Raw genomic sequence first — 17,106 nt, 5'->3', positions numbered from 1 at the left:
TAGATTCTGATGATTTCATCCTCAGTTAAGCTTGTATCAGTTGAAAGAATACAGAGATAGTCACTTCTTTTATTTCGATTGCGTACAAAGACTATTTTAGCCGGAATAACGTTATCGTTTTTAACAACATTAACGTCAACTGAAAGAAGATATATAACATTTTTGGAGACTACATACTATATTTTTTTGTCTCTATCTATTGAATTTTCAAGATGCACTCGCAGTTTTTAACTGCGAAGTTTGAGTTAATAACAACAACAATACCTGCCATTGATCTGTCTGATTACGGGATTGAAAACATAGAGGATATCGGCTAAAACTAATTCAGCTTTGCCTGAAATCTGTTTCTGTTGCCTGAAAGGCCAAAACATGCTATACTTATAACATAAGAAAAACAAAGGAAGGAGCAAAAGTCGTGAAATTAAATATCACAGCATCATATGACAGTTTCCGAGAACTCAGAGAAAACAATTCATATTACATAGATAAAACTGATCTGATAGAAGAATTTCTTCTCGATAAATTTGATAAGGCTGTTCTTTTTGCTCGTCCGAGACGGTTCGGAAAAACTTTGACAATGACAATGCTCAGAGATTTCCTCGATATCCGCAGGGACAGCAGAGATATATTTGATGGCCTGAAAGTTATGGATAATGTAGTTCTTGTAGAGAATTACATGAACAAATACCCTGTTGTATTCATATCACTGAAGGAAGTCTTTGGAAAAGATTTTGAATCAATATTCAGTTCTTTACGTATTGCTGTTTCGAATCTCTGTGAAGAGAACCGTTTTTTAGTAGAAGAAAACAATACAAATATAAGTGAAGCAAGTAAAACTTTGTTTGATAACCTCTGGAATCGCAAAGCCGAACAGCCGGATACTGAGCAGGCACTCGGTCTCCTTTGTCAGATGCTGAGAACTTATTATAATCGTAAAGTATTTGTTATAATTGATGAATATGATGTACCGATGGCAAAGGCGCTTGACAGTCCTGAGTATGACAAAGTCCGTGATATGATCGAACATATGCTCAGTTATGTGTGCAAGACAAATGAGAACGTCAAGGGCGTTATTCTTTCCGGATGCCTTTACACTGTAAAAAACAGTACTTATACAGGTGTGAATAATATCATTCCGTATACTGTTCTTTCTCCTAATTTCGCATCATCTATTGGATTTACCGATGATAACGTAAAAAAAACTTCTTGAAGATGCCGGTCTGTCAGACAGATATGATACTGTTTCCGAATGGTATGACGGTTACATCTTCGGACGTGAAAAAATGTACTGCCCGTGGGATGTTCTTCTGTATGTACGTTCAGTTCTTGACGGGTCATACAGTGATCTCAGAGGTCCTAAAAAGTTACTGGGTCAACACTTCAGAAACTTCACAGAATCTCATCCACGGTTTCCTCGGAAAAACAGATGATGCAAATGAAAACTTTGAAAAACTGCTTGCAGGTGAAACAATCGAATGCTTTGTAAATGAAAATGTACCATATCATCTTATTCATGAAAACGGTGATAATCTCTGGTCTGCGTTGCTTGAAACAGGGTATCTTTCAAAGGCTATAGAAGAAGATGCTGAACTACTGCCTCTGCGCATACCAAATAAGGAGATACAGATCGTATTCAGAAAGGAAATATGGGATTATTTCAAAGACAAAGTGGACAATAAAACTGTCAAGAATCTGAAGGATGCATTGTGGTCAGAAGATACAGACAGTGCTGTGAATGCGATGAATCAGCTCCTTGAAGCAACGTTATCTTTCTATCACGAATACCACGAGTACAGCTATCATCTGATACTCGACGGATTTTTTACAGGACTTGGCTACATGGTTGATTCAGAAAAGGAGAGCGGATATGGAAGGACTGATCTTATAATTCGTGATTCAGTCAGAAAACGCTGTCTGATTCTTGAGCTTAAGCATGCGAAGAAAGAATCAGAAATGAAAAAAGCAATGAATGAAGCTAAAAGCCAGATCGTTAATAATAAATATGAAAGCAGACTCGTGTATGAAGGATATACGACAAGGCTTAAGTATGCAATGGTGTTCTGCGATAAAAAGTGCATCATAGAGGAAATACCGAATAACTGATTGGAGAATTCAGTATTATTTTAATACGTTTCTGATGATTTGGATTGATAACTAAAAATTAAAGCAAAATGGGCTGTTTTTAACGGCCCATTTTTTCAACCGTGCCGAAGGCTCCACCATTTCAGCGAAACGTCTTCCTCACCGTTTGAACATTTTTTTACATTGACCTGCACATTTGAAAATCGAGCCGCACTTGACTTATCCCCCGTGATATGGTACACTTTGTTCAAGGAAATAATAATCAGACGCAGTGAAAGTCAGGGCTTTTTCTGGCTTTCACTGTGTTTTACAGGAAAGGGGAAACCTGTATGAAACTAAATATACCGATGCGGCTTGTCGGGCCGCTCGACAGAAACAGTCTTATAAATCAGCTCGGTATGCCCGGCGGGAACGGGATGCGTATAACAGGAGCGTATAACACGCAGTCGCTGTTACGACAGTTCGGGTCTCAGAATGCTATCGGATACGGTATGAATCCTGTAAACGGAATGAATGGCATGAATATGGGGATGGCGGCAACTGCTGCTGTCGCAGCGGCTGCTATGATGCAGGATGATCATCAGAACTACGGAACACCTTATCAGAATAATCAGAATTACGGACCTGGTTATCAGAATGGTCCAAACAACGGGCAGAATTATCAGAACAACCAGAACTACGGGCAGGCTTATCAGAACGACCAGAATTACGGACAATCTCAGGATTCATCAGCCTATCCAAATGGCAGACCGTCTTACGCAGATTATATAGATCCGCCGTCTCAGAATCAGGGACAGGTTTATAGTACTCCACAGCCTCAGAATCAAGGACAAGTCTACAGTACTCCACGTCCTCAGAATCAAGGGCAGGTTTACAGTACTCCTGGACCTCAGGGTCAGGGACAGGTCTACAATACTCCTAGACCTCAGAATCAAGGGCAGGTTTACAGTACTCCGCGTCCTCAGAATCAGGCTCAGAACTACAGTGCTCCGCCTCCGCAGAATCAGAGACAGGCTTCAGCACCTGCGCCGCAGCCGGCGGTACAGCAGAACAACGCTCCGAAAACAAAGGCTCCTTCTCTCCCGTCCGGAGGAAAAGTCCTTCAGCGCGGGCAGAAGATACCGCTTGGTGCAGATCTGAAACGAATGAGGATAGGGCTTCGCTGGGATGTCAGAGACCCGGGATGTGAACTCGATGCATCTGCTTTTCTGCTTGCGGAAAATGAAAAGGTTCCTTCCGAGGACTGGTTCGTCTTCTACGGACAGGTACAGAGTCCTGAAGGAAGCACACGCTATCAGGGATATGATCTCGGAGGCTGCGATCTTATGATCGATCTCGCAAAGGTAAGTCAGAATATTAAGAAGATATCGCTTGCAGTAACCATATACGAAGCAGTGGCACGCAACCAGAACTTCAGCAGAGTAAACTCAGTAAGTGCAGTAATTATAAACACAGATTCCGGTCAGGTGGTGGCATCGATCGACCTTACAAACTGCTCGTCTGTCGTGACGGCTCTTGTGGTCGGCGAACTCTACCGTCACAACGGCGAATGGAAATTCAACGCGGTCGGTTCCGGCGTATCACGCGATCTTGCCGGATTCTGCAGTATGTACGGTGTGGAACTGGAATAAAAAGAGGGGATATATATGATAACTTTTGAAACTTTGAATGAACTGTGCCTTAAGATAACATGCACAGGCGGAAATGATTATGTTTTTACCAAAGCCGGAGCATTCATCGGCGGTGAATGCCAGGGTGCCAAGAACTATAAATTCACCAAGGTAATGCTCGGTCCTGAGGCAAACGCAGGACGTGCAGTGCTCAACCAGCTCGTAAGACGTATTTCAGGCGAAAACCTTCCTCTTATGAGGGTTGATTTCGGCGGTGACAGCGTTACATACTACGCAAACAGACAGCAGCACGTTGTCGTGTACAAACTCGATCAGGGTGAAAAGATATCTGTGGAGAGCGAAAATATCCTCGCTTTCACAAAGGACTGCCAGTACGGTGTCCGCTTCCTCGGACAGGGCGTCGTCTCACAGAAAGGTCTTGCAACATCAACACTTACCGGTCAGGGTCCGAACGCATATGTTGCCATTATAGTGGACGGAAACCCGCTGGTACTCAGCAATGTCGCAAGCGGCTCAACAATTGAAGCTGACCCGGATGCCGTAGTCTGCTGGATAGGTGCTGACCCTGAGATGAGAACCGATATCTCATGGCGCAACTTCATCGGTCAGTCAAGCGGTGAATCATACATGTTCGAATGGAGCTACCACACTCCTGCAACTGTTATCATCCAGCCTGATGAACGTACATCAGGGCTCGACGTATCTGTAGACGGTTCTGCTACAGGATCACGTCCTTCAGCACAGCGCAGCATGTGGTGATCGCTCATAAAACACACGGAATACAGAAAAAATCAGCATAGCCTCACCCGCGTAAAAATACACCGGTGTGATGTTATGCTGATCTGTTTTTATTATGGAAACGCTGATTTGGTGAAAGATCCGCACTTACAGTTCCTTGTATATTTCATCAAAGCGTTCCCGGTCAATGATATACACATCGCGCTGATCATCCATGCGGACAACCAGATAGTCTCCCACCATTCCGGAAATGTAGTTTTTGCTGTCCCAGATAGTGTAAAGCTTTGTGTTCCGGTCAAGCCTGCGTGCGTAAACCTTCGCACCGCCGCGTGATCTGCAGCATGAGAAACAGAGCTTGCGCGGTTCCCTGTCAAAGCATATGGCATGCGGATGATAGTCAGCACGCACATCAAACACGCCTTCAGTGACCTCATAGGTACTGTCAAATTTGGCCCTGTCTATAAGATAAGCGCTTCCCCGTGAGTCTGTCATTATGATGAGATCATCCGACCCACGGACTTTAAAGTCCGCTTCAACCGATCTTACACGGAACGAAGCACCGTATCCGAAAATGCTGTCGCTTGCAACAAACCCCATCAGCTGCGGCTTCTTGACAAATATCTTCATTCTGTCAGGATCAACAGTGTACTCCTCTGCTCTGATAATATCAAAATTCTCGTAGTACATCGTCACGCGCTTTATAAGAAAATCAACGATGGAGTCAGGATCTGCGTCAGGCATTTTATCAAGCGAGATAAATCCGCCGGCCTTCTGACGGTGGCCGCCGCCCGAGCCTATGCCCTCGGTTATGAACCTTGTAAGTTCGACCGCATTGATATCGTTTATACAGCTGCGCACTGATATTCTTATTCCTCCGGAAACGAAACAGCACACCACACTCACATTTATGGTATCCACCTGAATAATAAGGTCGTTTACATAGCCGAGAATGTTAGGATCGCACTTGGCGGCACAGGTAACTGCAAAATGGTGTTCCCTGTCATTGTTTATGCTGTTGAGTGCCTCGCCTGCGATCTGGATCTCACGCAGCGAGAGCACTGAATTTGTGAGAAGAGGTATGAGTTCCTTTTCTATTTTGGCAAAGTCCCTTAAGTCGCGGTCAGCCGGATGGCTCACTTCAGACATGCTGTTGGCATCTGTGTACAGACCATAGTACAGAGCTGTTGCAAGATCAGGAACACTGTTGTAGTCGAAACCGGATTCACGGAGCATGACTGCGATTATCGAGGAACAGCTTGCGTATTCAGGTCTTATCTCATAAAGCTCCGAGCTGTTGCGTGATGAAACATGATGGTCGATAGCCGCATAGATACCGGCCCTGAAGTCCGTGACATTTCTTTCACCGTGGACGCAGTCCGCCGTAATAAGGAGTTCAGGTTCGTACTCCTGCACCCTCATGTATTCAATGGGTATCCCCAGGCGCTCTATCATAATAAGCAGATTTGGCTTTCTTATATCATGAATACCGCTGTATATCAGCCTCACCTTTTTGCCGTGGCTTTTCATAAAGCAGTATATACCGAATCCGGATGCTATTGAATCCGGATCAGGATAATCGTGACACTGTATAAGTATGTCATTATATACAAGCAGATCCTGAAGCTTCATACACATTGCTCCTTTCACGGAATGGATCTTATAGTGATACCATAGAATGCGGAACCTTTACTGATGTGACAATGAAATCGCTCTGAATTATGTTTGCTGTTTTACAAGTTCTCTGAAAACCATGCCAAGAGACGAAATAATATCTTCCGGAAGCATGCTGAACTCAGAAAGATGTTCTGCGGCAAGATCGCCGGCCCTTCCGTGTATCCATACTGCTGATACCGTCAGATCAAACAGGGATCCTGATCCGCGGTTCTGCGCCGCAAATGATGCTGCAATACCGGCAAGGACATCACCGCTGCCTCCCGTGCTCATTCCCGGATTGCCTGTCGGGTTTTCAAAGACACTGTTTCCTGCGGCCGTGAGTGTGCCTGCGCCCTTAAGAACCGTTATAACTTCCGGAAAACGTTCCGTAAACCTGCGGACTGTCTTCATTCTGTCAGACTGTATTTCCTTCGTACTGCAGCCTGCAAGTCTTCCTGCCTCTGCCGGATGAGGTGTTATTATCACCTGATGAGATGCCCTGCAGAGAATATCAGGATCATCCGCAATGCAGTTAAGTCCGTCAGCATCGATAACAATCGGACATTTTACTGCAGGGATCAGACGGCGTACAAGAGCTTTTGTGCTGTCCGTACATCCGAGACCGCAGCCTATCAGCACCGCATCGGATTTTTCTGAAGCTGCAATAAGCATCTCTGCGTTTTCTTCTGTATAGTACCCGTCCTTATCACATTTCACCGGTATATATACCGGTTCAGGAAATGCAGCGGCCATTGTACCGATGTATGCAGGAACAGCGCACTGTCTGAGAAGTCCGAGCCCTGACCTGAGAGCCGCCTTCCCTGAAAGCACCGCTGCTCCGGGCATATTCCTGCATCCTGTAACACTTAACAGAGTTCCGTAAGTTCCCTTGTGTGAATCTGTGCTGCGTCTGACAAGGTGCCTTTTCACAAATTCCCTGTCTGTCACAGTGAAGAAATGATCGTTTACGGACTGTTTAGTCATTATTCTTCTTCAGCTTCATCGAGGTCGATAACGTCTTCAAAGTCATCCTCATTCATAACTGCGTTTTTCTTTGCCTGGCGTTTCTTTACCTTAGCCTGCTTTTCAGGCTTTTCCTTCTTCTCTCCGCCGTTTACAAGGCCTGAGAATTTATCTATAATATCCGGCAGTGTTGAGATCATTGCATTTTCCTTTGTAGCATTGACTGACATCTGAAGTAGCTTTACATCTCCGTCAGGTGAAACACAGATAAAAGCAAGAGGCTGAACGGATACACCTGCACCGGCAGCGCCTCCGAAGAGTTCCTTAGGCTGCTTTGAAGGAAGGTCGGAACCGCCTGAAGCGAAACCGAATGTTACCTTTGATACAGGAATGATAGTTGCCCCTTCTGATGTTTCGATAGGATTGCCGATTATAGTATTTACATCTATCATTTCCCTGATCTTGTCTATGGCAGTACCCATTAAATTATTTACCGGATGATTTTCCATATTTCTTTTCTCCTTTGAAACTGTATTATTTGTTTTTTCCTTATCCTTTTCTTTTAATATCTGAAGCTTGATAAAGCTGATCAGTATTCCGATACCGGCTATAAGTACCGAGCCGGGCTTCAGCTTAAGTTTTGTGCTGAAATCATAAACACTGTTTTTGCTGCTTTCATTGTACTTAAGTCCTATGTTTACATGATCTATGTCCGTTTTAAAATACGATGAAACAAACGCAAGTATGTTGTAGACTCCGGCGCTGAGCACGCCGTAATTTACTGCACATGAAAAAGCGTCCTCATCTGCCACCAGGCAGTCAACACAGACACGTGAAACTTTTATTTTACGCGTAAGTCCGAGAATATCATTCATGGACGACTTTATAAAATCGACCACTGCAGCAAAATTCTCAAGATATTCCTTTATTACGGATTTCTTTTTCTTCTTTGTTTTTTTACTGTTTTTCTCTTTTCCGTCCTCTTCAGTTTTTTCGTTTTCTGCTTTTTTCTTCTTTTTCTTTGACTTCTTTTCTTTCTTCTCCTTTTTCTTCTTCGGTTTATCGGAAGAAAGGATCTCGATGAAAAGATATTTTACACTGTAGTAAAACTCGCCGCCGGTGTACCTTAGGTCAACGCAGGCGCAGATATTGAAAAGCAGAGCGAAAACAAGGAGGATCACAATCAGAACAAGCAATTAATGATCACCCCGTTTATTCATCACCTTCCGGCAGCGGAAGCTGATCTGACTGCATCGCCTTGAGCGGAGGAAGTTCATCGAGTGAAGCGAGGCTGAAACACCTCAGAAAATTCCTCGTGGTCCTGTAGGAGATCGGTCTTCCCGGAACGTCAAGACGTCCTGCTTCCTCAATAAGTCCCTTTTCGGCAAGCTTCTGCATAACAGCAGAGCTGTCAACGCCTCGTACTGCATCTACAAAGCTTTTGGTAACAGGCTGGTTGTACGCCACCACTGCAAGCGTCTCCATCGAAGCAGTTGACAGAGCAGCATTTCGTCCTGTCTCAAAGACCTTCTTTACCGCAGGTGCATATTCAAGCCTTGTGGCAAGCTGATAGGAATCACCAAGCTTAAGCACCTGAAGTGCCGAACCCGTTTCATCATAGCGGTCATTGAGAAGTGTGATTATTTTTTCAAGCGACTCCTGGTCGATCCCGCTTCCTTCTGAAAGCACTGCCTTCGGAACAGGCTCACCGTATGCAAACAGAATAGCCTCTACTGCAGAAATATTTTCAACAAAGCTCATTATGAACTTTTCCTCTCTTTTCGTTTTCCTATAAATGTGATAGTAGTGTTATCATCGCTTATGTAGATACGTCCCGACTTTGTAAGCTCAAGAACGGCAAGAAACGTTGCCACTCGTTCGGAGCGGTCCGTAACACCGTCATAAAGCCCTTCCATATCAGCTGTACCTGTTTTGTAAAGCTGTTTGAGAATACTTATGACCTTGGTCGTCACGGAATACATCTTGTGCTTGACGATGACCCTGAATCTTTCATCAGGTCCCTGGTCACGCACAGGGATCTTTTTAACGTGCATGCCAAGGAAGGCATCGCGGAGTACGGTCGCTTCGTGTACACGCTGATAATCGGACTCTGCTTTTATAACGGCCTGTTTCCTTACAAACATGTCACCGCCGCAGTAGAGTTCCGCAAGCGCAGCTGCCGCCTTTTTACACAGCGCATATTCAATAAGAGCTCCCTGAAGTGCCTTTTTCTCCTCTTCCTCTTCCTCCGGAGCAGGAAGCAGGGCAAGGGTCTTGATGTAGATGAGTCTGGCAGCCATTTCAAGAAATTCGCCGGCCAGTTCAAGATCATGTTCAGCACACTGATCAAGATAGAGCAGATACTGTTCAAGAAGCTTTGATATCTCAATATCATTTATATCAAGCTTGTGCTTGATGACAAGATGAAGAAGAAGATCCAGCGGACCTTCAAATATCTCCAGTTTAAACGAAAGCTTTTCCATAGTCAGAATTACCTGAAAAACAGCGAACAGATAAGGTCGGAGATATTAAGCAGGAAGTATGCGACATACTGTACAGCAATTCCTATAACGCCCCTTAAAGGTCCGAACAGTATGAGCAGTATAAGTCCGAGCGAAATGTAACGAAGGTAAGGTGCGATCTTCCACAGAAACTTCGCAGGAAGGAACTGCATGAGTATGTCACCTCCGTCAAATCCCGGGACCGGAAGCAGAAGAAACAGTGCCAGATTAAGATTAAGTATCATAATATAGCTTATTATCTGTAACGCAGTGTGGCCCCATCTGAGATAGCCAGCCAATACATAAAGGAACGACATTATGAAGGCAAAAAGAAGATTGGAAACCGGTCCTGCAAACGAAACTGCCAGCATACCGAGTTTTTTGTTCTTACATTTAAAGTTGGACGGATTGATGGTAGCGGAACGGCCCCATCCGAATCCTATCAGTATCATGAATATAATACCGAAAAGATCAGCATGAGCAAAAGGATTGAGGGTCAGTTTTCCTTCCTTTTCAGGAGTATCATCACCGAGCTTTACAGCCATCCAGTTTCTTGCATACTGTCTTACCGGAAATACTGTGAACACCATAAGTGCTCCTATAGCAATACGCATTATGCTAAAATCATACATAGATGTACGTAACTCCTTTTTTACAAAGCAAACGTAAAATACAGATCCGTCAGGTTTTTCTCTGATGCGGAAACGGCTGATGATGACTGGATTCTTTTTCGTTTGCTATAATATATACACTTCTATTTTACTTTAATTTCATTAAAAAATCAAGGAAAATGCCTGTTTATTCCAGTTTTCAGAGGTAAAAAAAATTCACTCTTCTGTTATCAGAAGAGTGAATCAGATTTAGTTATTCTGGTAATCAATCAGACTGCGCGAGTCACCTTGCCGGAACGCAGACATCTTGAGCATACATATATATGACAAGGAGTACCATTAACAATTGCCTTAACACGTTTTACGTTTGGCTTCCATGTTCTGTTTGTACGTCTGTGTGAGTGAGAAACCTTGATACCAAAAGTAACGCCCTTTCCGCAGATTTCACATTTTGCCATTTTGCGCACCTCCTTAAACAAATCTTGATGTTTCCGATGAAACATCAGCGTTGCTGAAAACTCAATACATTTTCAACATTCCCAAAACATATAGAGTTTTCAGGAACGCTTTGATAATTATATCATATTTCAGATTAAATTGCAAGAGTTTTTTCAAAGTTTTTTAGCTGTTCCCCGCCTTTTCAGAGAAGGAAGGATTATTTTCATGCCGTACCGATCTGTCAGTTCTTCTCAATTTCTCCCGGAACGGCTATAAGGAACTTGATTTTTATGCCTTCATCCGAGAACATCTTTTCATGTTCAGTTACTGTGTTTTCTTCAAAACCGCTTTCATGCAGATCGTAGGTAATGTATTTTATGCTGTAGCCTGTTTCCTTAAAGTATTCAAGTGAATCGGCAAAAAGCTCATCATCATCGGTCTTGAACCAGAGCTCGCCGCCCTCTTTAAGATAGGTTCTGTAACGAAGAAGCTTTTTCGGATAAGTAAGTCTTCTCTTATTATGCTTTCCGCGCGGCCACGGATTGCAGAAATTGATGTAAATGCGGTCGATTTTATCATTCTCGTCAAACACTTCATCAATGTTCTCTATGTTGTGTACCAGAAGCCTGACATTTTCGATTTTACCGATACCAGCCTTCTCAAACTCGGCAACAGTCTTTCTTCGTGCATAGGCAGCCATTTCGCTTTTGATATCTATAGCCACATAATTAATATTCTGATTTGCCGCAGATACCTGTGAAATAAAACCACCTTTTCCGCAGCCAAGTTCAACGTAAAGCGGCTGATCCTTTGCAAAGCTCTGTCTCCACTTTCCCTTGAGTGCACCCGGATCCTTTACACAGAATTCGCAGGCCTCAAGTTCAGGTCTTGCCCATGGTTTTCTTCTGATCCTCATTATTATTTCATGCCTTTCAGTTTTTGTCGTCAGTTCCCGCAGCAGGAACTGATTCGATCAGTAATCTTGTGTTTTCATACTTCTCGTCATAGTCTTCAGGACGGAATTTATTGCTTATCCTGCTTTTGATGACTTTGAATGTACGTGTGTAATTAAGTGGTTTCATAGTCGGAAACGCCCTTACGATACGTGAAGTTTTTATCTGCTCGGAAAGCTTTTCGTACTTGGCATTTAAGACAAGTACTTCATCCGAGATGTTTTCGCCGAGTGCGATCGACTTGTCATGAAGCAGTGTCGCAATGTAATCGACCTGCTTAAGTCTCATATTGAACTGACGGATATCAGACAGTGTCGCAATAATATCGATAACAATGATCGTCGTTACAACAGCCGCAAAAATATTTCCGCCCAGATAAGGTATTTTTGCCACGAGCTTTTCAATGAGCGGATGCACCACACATATCACCAGTACCGAACCTACTCCCCACAGAAGTGAGATACGAAGACAGATAAATCCGCGGTAGTTGAATTTTTCCTCGGAATAATCCCACCACTTCGCATGGAATGTCTTTTCCATCAGCACTCCGACAAACAGTTCAAAACTTGTGCAGATAGCAACTGAAAGAACGTACAGGACAAGAAAGTCACCCTTAAGAGGGGCAAGTACATGTGTGATTATAATGACACCGAATCCGTATATCGGGCATATGGGACCGTTAAGGAATCCTCTGTTTTCAAATCCTCCGGTCTCAAGTGTACGGTCAACGACCTCAAGGAACCAGCCGAATACTGACCACCATAAAAAATAAAAAAACAGTTCAAAAACTGTATTCTGAAGGAAGCCTACATATATATGCTGCATCTTCCGTCCTCCCTTTTTCATAAATAAAAAAAACACTTTCTATATTATACTTGATAATATAGAAAGTGTCAACCGCAAAGGAAAGCTATTACTTAGTCATGCTTGCAACTTCAGCTGCGAAATCGTCAACCTTCTTTTCGATGCCTTCGCCGCGTTCGTAACGTACACAGTCAACAACCTTGATTGTGCCGCCGAGTTTCTTAGCTTCTGCATCAACGTAGCCCTGAACTGAGAGCTTGTCGTCCTTAACGAATGCCTGTTCGAGGAGACAGTTTTCCTTGAAGAACTTTTCAACCTTACCGTCGATGATCTTGTCCTTAACCTGATCAGGCTTGTTAGCCATCTTAGGATCTTCAGCCATCTGGATCTTCATGATCTTTCTTTCGTTTTCGATTACGTCAGCAGGAACGTTTTCTCTTGTAACGTATGCAGCGCCGAGAGCAGCACTCTGCATAGCAACGTCCTTACCGATAACTGCAACTGCATCTGCAGGGAGTTCTGTTTCCATCTTAACGAGAACGCCGATGCTGCCGCCGTTGTGGATGTATGAAGCGAGCTTGCCTTCGAATCTTACGAAACGACGGATAACGATGTTTTCTCTGATCTTCATACCAGCGAGTTCTGTGAGAACTTCATCAACTGTCTTGTCGCTGCCGCTGAGCTTGCAGGCCTTGAGAGCTTCAACATCAGCCGGGTTAGCTTCGATGATTGTATTTGCAACTGCAGCAACGAAGTCTCTGATATCAGGTGTGTTAGCTGCGAAGTCTGTTTCTGTGTTTACTTCAACAAGTACGCCGACATTGCCGTTTACGATAGCTGTTACAACACCTTCAGCAGCTGCTCTGCCGCTCTTCTTAGCCTGTGTTGCAAGACCTTTTTCTCTGAGGAATTCGATAGCCTTTTCTCTGTCGCCGTCGTTAGCTTCAAGAGCCTTCTTACAGTCCATCATGCCAACGCCAGTAGCGCTCATAAGTTCTTTGATTTCTGCAACGGATGCCTTACCCATTGTTATTACCTCCAGTATTAGATTATTTACAGTAGAAAACCCGAATTTCAGATATTCTCCATATTTACAGGACTTAAACTGCCATTCGGGTTTGTATTTTTATGTTAAACTTGAATTATTCAGCAGCTTCTTCAGTTGCTTCTTCTGCAGCTTCAGCTGACTGTTCGCCCTGTCTGCCTTCGATGATAGCGTCAGCCATTGCGCCAGCGATGAGCTTAACTGCTCTGATAGCGTCGTCGTTACCCGGGATAACGTAATCAACTTCATCAGGATCACAGTTTGTGTCAACGATAGCAACGATCGGGATGTTGAGCTTCTTAGCTTCAGCAACTGCGATCTTTTCCTTTCTTGGGTCAACGATGAATAAAGCGCCTGGGAGCTTCTTCATTGTCTTGATACCGCCGAGGAACTTTTCGAGCTTTTCGATCTCGAGTGTAAGCTTGCTTACTTCTTTCTTAGGGAGAAGCGCGAATGTGCCGTCTTCTTCCATCTTTCTGAGCTGTTCAAGTCTCTTGATTCTGTTCTTGATTGTCTCGAAGTTTGTCATCATACCGCCGAGCCATCTTGCATTTACGTAGTTAGCGCCTGCACGTAAAGCTTCTTCCTTAACTGAATCGCCGGCCTGCTTCTTTGTACCTACGAAAAGTACTGATTCGCCCTGAGCTGAGATGTCACGGATGAACATATAAGCTTCTTCGAGTTTCTTTACTGTCTTCTGAAGATCGATAATGTAGATACCGTTTCTTTCTGTGAAGATGTAAGGTGCCATTTTAGGGTTCCATCTTCTTGTCTGGTGACCAAAGTGTACGCCAGCTTCAAGAAGCTGTTTCATTGATACTACTGCCATTGTGTAGTCCTCCTGTAAATTGGTTTTTTATTTATTCCCTCCGCTGATGTTAGCTCATCGGACAACCTTTCAAATGAAAGGCACCGGTCTTCTGAATCGCCAGCGTGTGAATTACTGGTCTATTATAGCACAAACCGGAGCATTTTTCAATACTCCGGCGGCTTTATCGTATAACGAATATTTCATCACACTTATCACAATATTTGTGAATTATCACAAGTGTATCTTTAAATGATCAGTGGTTATCCATGTATTTTGTGTATTCTGAAGTTCTGAGTCTTCTGCACGCATTTTCAAAACGTTCATCTGTAGGCGGCTCAATACCCTCAAGCTGATACTTTATGCCGAGATTTTCCCACTTGAAGAGACCAAGTGTATGGTAAGGAAGCACTTCAACTCTTTCAACATTACCGAGTGTAGCAATGAAATCGCCCAGTTTGTCAAGATCTTCATCGAAGTCACTGTTTTCCGGCACAAGTACGTGTCTTATCCATACCGGCTTGCCGATCTCAGCAAGGTACTTCGCAAGATCAAGGATATTTGCGTTATCCTGCTTTGTAAGCTCCCTGTGACGTTCCGGATTGATCTCCTTTATGTCAAGGAGAAGAAGGTCCGTATATTTCATCAGTTCATTGAACTTTGAAAAGAACGGTTCCTCCCTTGTAAAAGGATTTCCTGATGTATCAATAGTGGTGTGGACACCTTCCTTTTTCGCAAGTCTGAACAGCTCGGTGAGAAAATCGATCTGAAGAAGAGGTTCACCGCCGCTGACAGTAAGTCCTCCGTCTTTTCCCCAGTAGGACTGATACTTCATTATCTTTGCGATAAGGTCCTCAGCCGTCCACTCTTCACCACCCTGCGATGCCCATGAATCCGGGTTGTGACAGTACTTGCATCTCATGTCGCAACCTTTTAAAAAGACTACAAAGCGCACGCCCGGACCGTCTGCGGCTCCGAAACTTTCGAGAGAATGAATTTTTCCTTTTATGCTCATAAATAAAACTCCTGTAATTTCCGGGTCCACTGATCAGGCCGGATTCCCGTTTTGATTTTTTATGCCGGATCGCAGAGGGATCAGTTTATCCTATTCTGCAGCCGGTACTGCCTGTGCAACTGTTTCCGCAGCAGGATCAGACGGTATCTGAGCTCCGCCGTCCTGAAGAACAGCGTCTGCCGCCTCAGTGACCGCGTTGTTTTCAGCAGCGGCCGGCGATGGTGTCGGCTGCCACGTCTCGCCGTCAGCCTTTCTGCACACGGTAACTATAAATCCGTCACAGTTATTTCCTGAAACTGAATAGTCTTCTTTTTTCGGCACAGCAACTACTGTCTCTTCCGCAACTGACTCTGCAGGCACAAAATATATTTCATAGTCATAGCCATAGACTGAATAATAAAGATGCTCGTAGCCGAAAATATATTTTTTCATTTCATTCATATACTCTTCCATGGTAAATCCGTTGTCATGCATAATATATGAATGAGGAACACCTACATATCTGAGATGTGCCGGATAACCCGCAACTCCTGTTATTTCATCCTTTCCGAAAGGATAACGCACAATAAATCCGTACTTATAGCAGTTGTCGTTTATCCACTTGTAATTTCCGGTACCGTCATACGCGGAAATAGAGCCGGAGCTGCTTACCAGTTTAAGGTCAAGCGCCAGTCCGGTATGATGCTCGGAATATCCCGGTGAAAGCTGATTTTCCGATGATACAAAAGGCGTATCCGCCGCAACAGGCGAATAATCAGCATTCTGCTCAGCATAGGAGACGAAACCGCCGACAACGGTAACGTCACCGTCAGAGAACAGTGAATAAAAATCGCTCATCATATTGCTGAAATTTTCAACAGCAACTTTCTGAAGCTTAATGGTATTGTACGAAACTTTATACGCCTTGTCAGTACCGATACCTGATGAAACGGGAACAAGGTCGGCAGAAATATCAGGGAATCTGCTCGCGTTCTGTCTGTTCACCATTATAAGGTCACCGAGCCCCAGATCTGCTTTAAGTTTTACAACACGACGGTAATCATTACTGTCAATTTCTTTCTTTTCATAAGGGATCTCCTCTTCAGAGGACTCAGTATCAGCAGGTACATTTCCGGAATCATTTACTTCATCGCTGGTCTGCGACGACATGGTTACATTCAGAGTGCTTTTTCCTTCTTTAGGCGCAGCATGTCTTCTGAGAGAATCAAACAGAAGAATGATAAGCACCAGAAGCAGTGCAGCAACTGTCATTCTGATATATCCGATGTACTTTATACGTCTTCTCCTCCGCAAACAGATCACCTCACTAAAACATAAATTCCCCCTTAAAAAAGGGGGAATCATTTAATTGAAGGAAAAATACTGATCAGATACCGCTGTCCTGTTCGTCATCAGACTCATCAGTATCCTCAGCGTCGAGATCATCAAGATCAAATTCAAGATTCTCTCCGCAGTTCGGACAGGCCATGGATCCTTCATCAAGCATACCACTGTCAAGAAGGATTGAATCGCCGCATGTCGGGCAGATAACTTCGTAAAGTTCTTCGTCATCGTCTTCGTCATCGAAGTCGTAATCGTCGAAGTCGTCGTCATCACATTCGCAGTCATCGTCATCATCATCTTCGTCATCATCAAAATCGTAGAAATCTTCTTCTACGCTTCCGAGATCTTCATCAAGTATTTCGCAGAGTTCTGTGAGCTCGTCAACCTGACCCTGAAGATCTTCGATGTAAGCGACCATTTCCTGCATAACATCTGCGACATTAGCAAGGATCTTGCCTTCCTTTGTAGTAGTATCGAGGTCGATACCGTCAATATATCCCTTAAGATAAGACATTTTTTCTGTAAGCTTCATAAATGATCC

General features: G+C 43.8%; 18 protein-coding genes. 4 read left to right on the top strand and 14 right to left on the bottom strand.

The features are described from left to right. The first annotated feature begins 415 nt into the window (after window positions 1-415). The 4 genes from CC97_RS17650 (at window position 416) to CC97_RS17635 (ending at window position 4,472) form a co-directional block, all read left to right on the top strand. Complete coding sequence (locus CC97_RS17650) at window positions 416-1,210, top strand: AAA family ATPase (RefSeq protein WP_044976691.1); 795 nt, start codon at window positions 416-418, stop codon at window positions 1,208-1,210. A 101-nt stretch (window positions 1,211-1,311) separates the two neighbouring features. Continuing rightward, window positions 1,312-2,103: a PD-(D/E)XK nuclease domain-containing protein gene (locus tag CC97_RS17645; RefSeq protein ID WP_197021881.1), complete on the top strand. Its 792-nt coding sequence runs from the start codon at window positions 1,312-1,314 to the stop codon at window positions 2,101-2,103. Window positions 2,104-2,411: 308 nt separating this feature from the next. Continuing rightward, window positions 2,412-3,713: a TerD family protein gene (locus tag CC97_RS19240; protein ID WP_049963016.1), complete on the top strand. Its 1,302-nt coding sequence runs from the start codon at window positions 2,412-2,414 to the stop codon at window positions 3,711-3,713. A 15-nt stretch (window positions 3,714-3,728) separates the two neighbouring features. Next, window positions 3,729-4,472, top strand: coding sequence for an AIM24 family protein (locus CC97_RS17635; RefSeq protein WP_044976689.1), 744 nt, complete (start codon window positions 3,729-3,731; stop codon window positions 4,470-4,472). Window positions 4,473-4,598: 126 nt separating this feature from the next. On the opposite strand, the gene CC97_RS17630 is transcribed toward CC97_RS17635, so the two are convergent. From CC97_RS17630 to CC97_RS17565, 14 genes are all read right to left on the bottom strand, one after another. Next, window positions 4,599-6,080 (bottom strand): DHH family phosphoesterase, encoded by a 1,482-nt coding sequence (locus tag CC97_RS17630; RefSeq protein ID WP_044976688.1) that lies wholly within the window; start codon window positions 6,078-6,080, stop codon window positions 4,599-4,601. 87 nt (window positions 6,081-6,167) lie between these two features. Further along, window positions 6,168-7,088, bottom strand: a complete 921-nt coding sequence (locus tag CC97_RS17625; protein ID WP_049963015.1) for an NAD(P)H-hydrate dehydratase — start codon at window positions 7,086-7,088, stop codon at window positions 6,168-6,170. Then, window positions 7,088-8,263, bottom strand: a complete 1,176-nt coding sequence (ytfJ, locus tag CC97_RS21635) for a GerW family sporulation protein (RefSeq protein ID WP_347493837.1) — start codon at window positions 8,261-8,263, stop codon at window positions 7,088-7,090. The genes CC97_RS17625 and ytfJ overlap by 1 nt, the downstream gene beginning before the upstream one ends. Window positions 8,264-8,279: 16 nt before the next feature. Next, complete coding sequence (gene scpB / locus CC97_RS17615; protein ID WP_044976687.1) at window positions 8,280-8,828, bottom strand: SMC-Scp complex subunit ScpB; 549 nt, start codon at window positions 8,826-8,828, stop codon at window positions 8,280-8,282. Next, a complete protein-coding gene (locus tag CC97_RS17610; protein WP_044976686.1) occupies window positions 8,828-9,550 on the bottom strand; it encodes a ScpA family protein in 723 nt (240 codons plus the stop codon). Before CC97_RS17610 ends, scpB begins: the two co-directional genes overlap by 1 nt. 8 nt (window positions 9,551-9,558) lie before the next feature. Beyond that, a complete protein-coding gene (locus CC97_RS17605) occupies window positions 9,559-10,200 on the bottom strand; it encodes a site-2 protease family protein (RefSeq protein WP_044976685.1) in 642 nt (213 codons plus the stop codon). Window positions 10,201-10,448: 248 nt separating this feature from the next. After that, on the bottom strand, window positions 10,449-10,637 hold the full coding sequence (rpmB, locus tag CC97_RS17600; protein WP_044976684.1) for a 50S ribosomal protein L28: 189 nt from the start codon (window positions 10,635-10,637) through the stop codon (window positions 10,449-10,451). A gap of 221 nt (window positions 10,638-10,858) precedes the next feature. Further along, complete coding sequence (gene trmB, locus CC97_RS17595; protein WP_044976683.1) at window positions 10,859-11,533, bottom strand: tRNA (guanosine(46)-N7)-methyltransferase TrmB; 675 nt, start codon at window positions 11,531-11,533, stop codon at window positions 10,859-10,861. Window positions 11,534-11,549: 16 nt separating this feature from the next. After that, entirely contained in the window at window positions 11,550-12,395 is an 846-nt protein-coding gene (locus tag CC97_RS17590; RefSeq protein ID WP_049963014.1) for a putative ABC transporter permease, read from the bottom strand. An 88-nt stretch (window positions 12,396-12,483) separates the two neighbouring features. Then, the gene (gene tsf, locus CC97_RS17585) at window positions 12,484-13,401 is read right to left on the bottom strand and encodes a translation elongation factor Ts (protein WP_044976682.1); all 918 of its coding nucleotides are present in this window, start codon (window positions 13,399-13,401) and stop codon (window positions 12,484-12,486) included. A gap of 115 nt (window positions 13,402-13,516) precedes the next feature. Beyond that, window positions 13,517-14,248: a 30S ribosomal protein S2 gene (gene rpsB / locus CC97_RS17580; RefSeq protein ID WP_044976681.1), complete on the bottom strand. Its 732-nt coding sequence runs from the start codon at window positions 14,246-14,248 to the stop codon at window positions 13,517-13,519. 235 nt (window positions 14,249-14,483) lie between these two features. Continuing rightward, on the bottom strand, window positions 14,484-15,242 hold the full coding sequence (gene pflA, locus CC97_RS17575; RefSeq protein ID WP_044976680.1) for a pyruvate formate-lyase-activating protein: 759 nt from the start codon (window positions 15,240-15,242) through the stop codon (window positions 14,484-14,486). A gap of 90 nt (window positions 15,243-15,332) precedes the next feature. Then, on the bottom strand, window positions 15,333-16,535 hold the full coding sequence (locus CC97_RS19235) for a M15 family metallopeptidase (protein ID WP_197021880.1): 1,203 nt from the start codon (window positions 16,533-16,535) through the stop codon (window positions 15,333-15,335). Between the two features lie 73 nt (window positions 16,536-16,608). Beyond that, on the bottom strand, window positions 16,609-17,097 hold the full coding sequence (locus CC97_RS17565) for a CD1247 N-terminal domain-containing protein (RefSeq protein ID WP_044976679.1): 489 nt from the start codon (window positions 17,095-17,097) through the stop codon (window positions 16,609-16,611). Window positions 17,098-17,106: the final 9 nt, after the last annotated feature.

Origin of the sequence: Ruminococcus sp. HUN007 (assembly GCF_000712055.1) — a bacterium.
GTDB lineage: Bacteria > Bacillota > Clostridia > Oscillospirales > Ruminococcaceae > HUN007.
The sequence above is the reverse complement of the archived record's forward strand: the minus strand, read 5'-3'. Positions and strand labels throughout refer to the sequence as shown.

Excerpts from the sequence above, each read along its gene's own strand:
- scpB (WP_044976687.1), bottom strand. The coding sequence starts at position 8,828 with ATGAGCTTTGTTGAAAATATTTCTGCAGTAGAGGCTATTCTGTTTGCA.
- CC97_RS17645 (WP_197021881.1), top strand. The coding sequence starts at position 1,312 with ATGTACGTTCAGTTCTTGACGGGTCATACAGTGATCTCAGAGGTCCTA.
- CC97_RS17610 (WP_044976686.1), bottom strand. The coding sequence starts at position 9,550 with ATGGAAAAGCTTTCGTTTAAACTGGAGATATTTGAAGGTCCGCTGGAT.
- tsf (WP_044976682.1), bottom strand. The coding sequence starts at position 13,401 with ATGGGTAAGGCATCCGTTGCAGAAATCAAAGAACTTATGAGCGCTACT.
- CC97_RS17625 (WP_049963015.1), bottom strand. The coding sequence starts at position 7,088 with ATGACTAAACAGTCCGTAAACGATCATTTCTTCACTGTGACAGACAGG.
- CC97_RS19240 (WP_049963016.1), top strand. The coding sequence starts at position 2,412 with ATGAAACTAAATATACCGATGCGGCTTGTCGGGCCGCTCGACAGAAAC.
- CC97_RS17565 (WP_044976679.1), bottom strand. The coding sequence starts at position 17,097 with ATGAAGCTTACAGAAAAAATGTCTTATCTTAAGGGATATATTGACGGT.
- trmB (WP_044976683.1), bottom strand. The coding sequence starts at position 11,533 with ATGAGGATCAGAAGAAAACCATGGGCAAGACCTGAACTTGAGGCCTGC.
- rpsB (WP_044976681.1), bottom strand. The coding sequence starts at position 14,248 with ATGGCAGTAGTATCAATGAAACAGCTTCTTGAAGCTGGCGTACACTTT.
- CC97_RS17590 (WP_049963014.1), bottom strand. The coding sequence starts at position 12,395 with ATGCAGCATATATATGTAGGCTTCCTTCAGAATACAGTTTTTGAACTG.
- CC97_RS17635 (WP_044976689.1), top strand. The coding sequence starts at position 3,729 with ATGATAACTTTTGAAACTTTGAATGAACTGTGCCTTAAGATAACATGC.
- CC97_RS17605 (WP_044976685.1), bottom strand. The coding sequence starts at position 10,200 with ATGTATGATTTTAGCATAATGCGTATTGCTATAGGAGCACTTATGGTG.
- CC97_RS17630 (WP_044976688.1), bottom strand. The coding sequence starts at position 6,080 with ATGAAGCTTCAGGATCTGCTTGTATATAATGACATACTTATACAGTGT.
- rpmB (WP_044976684.1), bottom strand. The coding sequence starts at position 10,637 with ATGGCAAAATGTGAAATCTGCGGAAAGGGCGTTACTTTTGGTATCAAG.
- pflA (WP_044976680.1), bottom strand. The coding sequence starts at position 15,242 with ATGAGCATAAAAGGAAAAATTCATTCTCTCGAAAGTTTCGGAGCCGCA.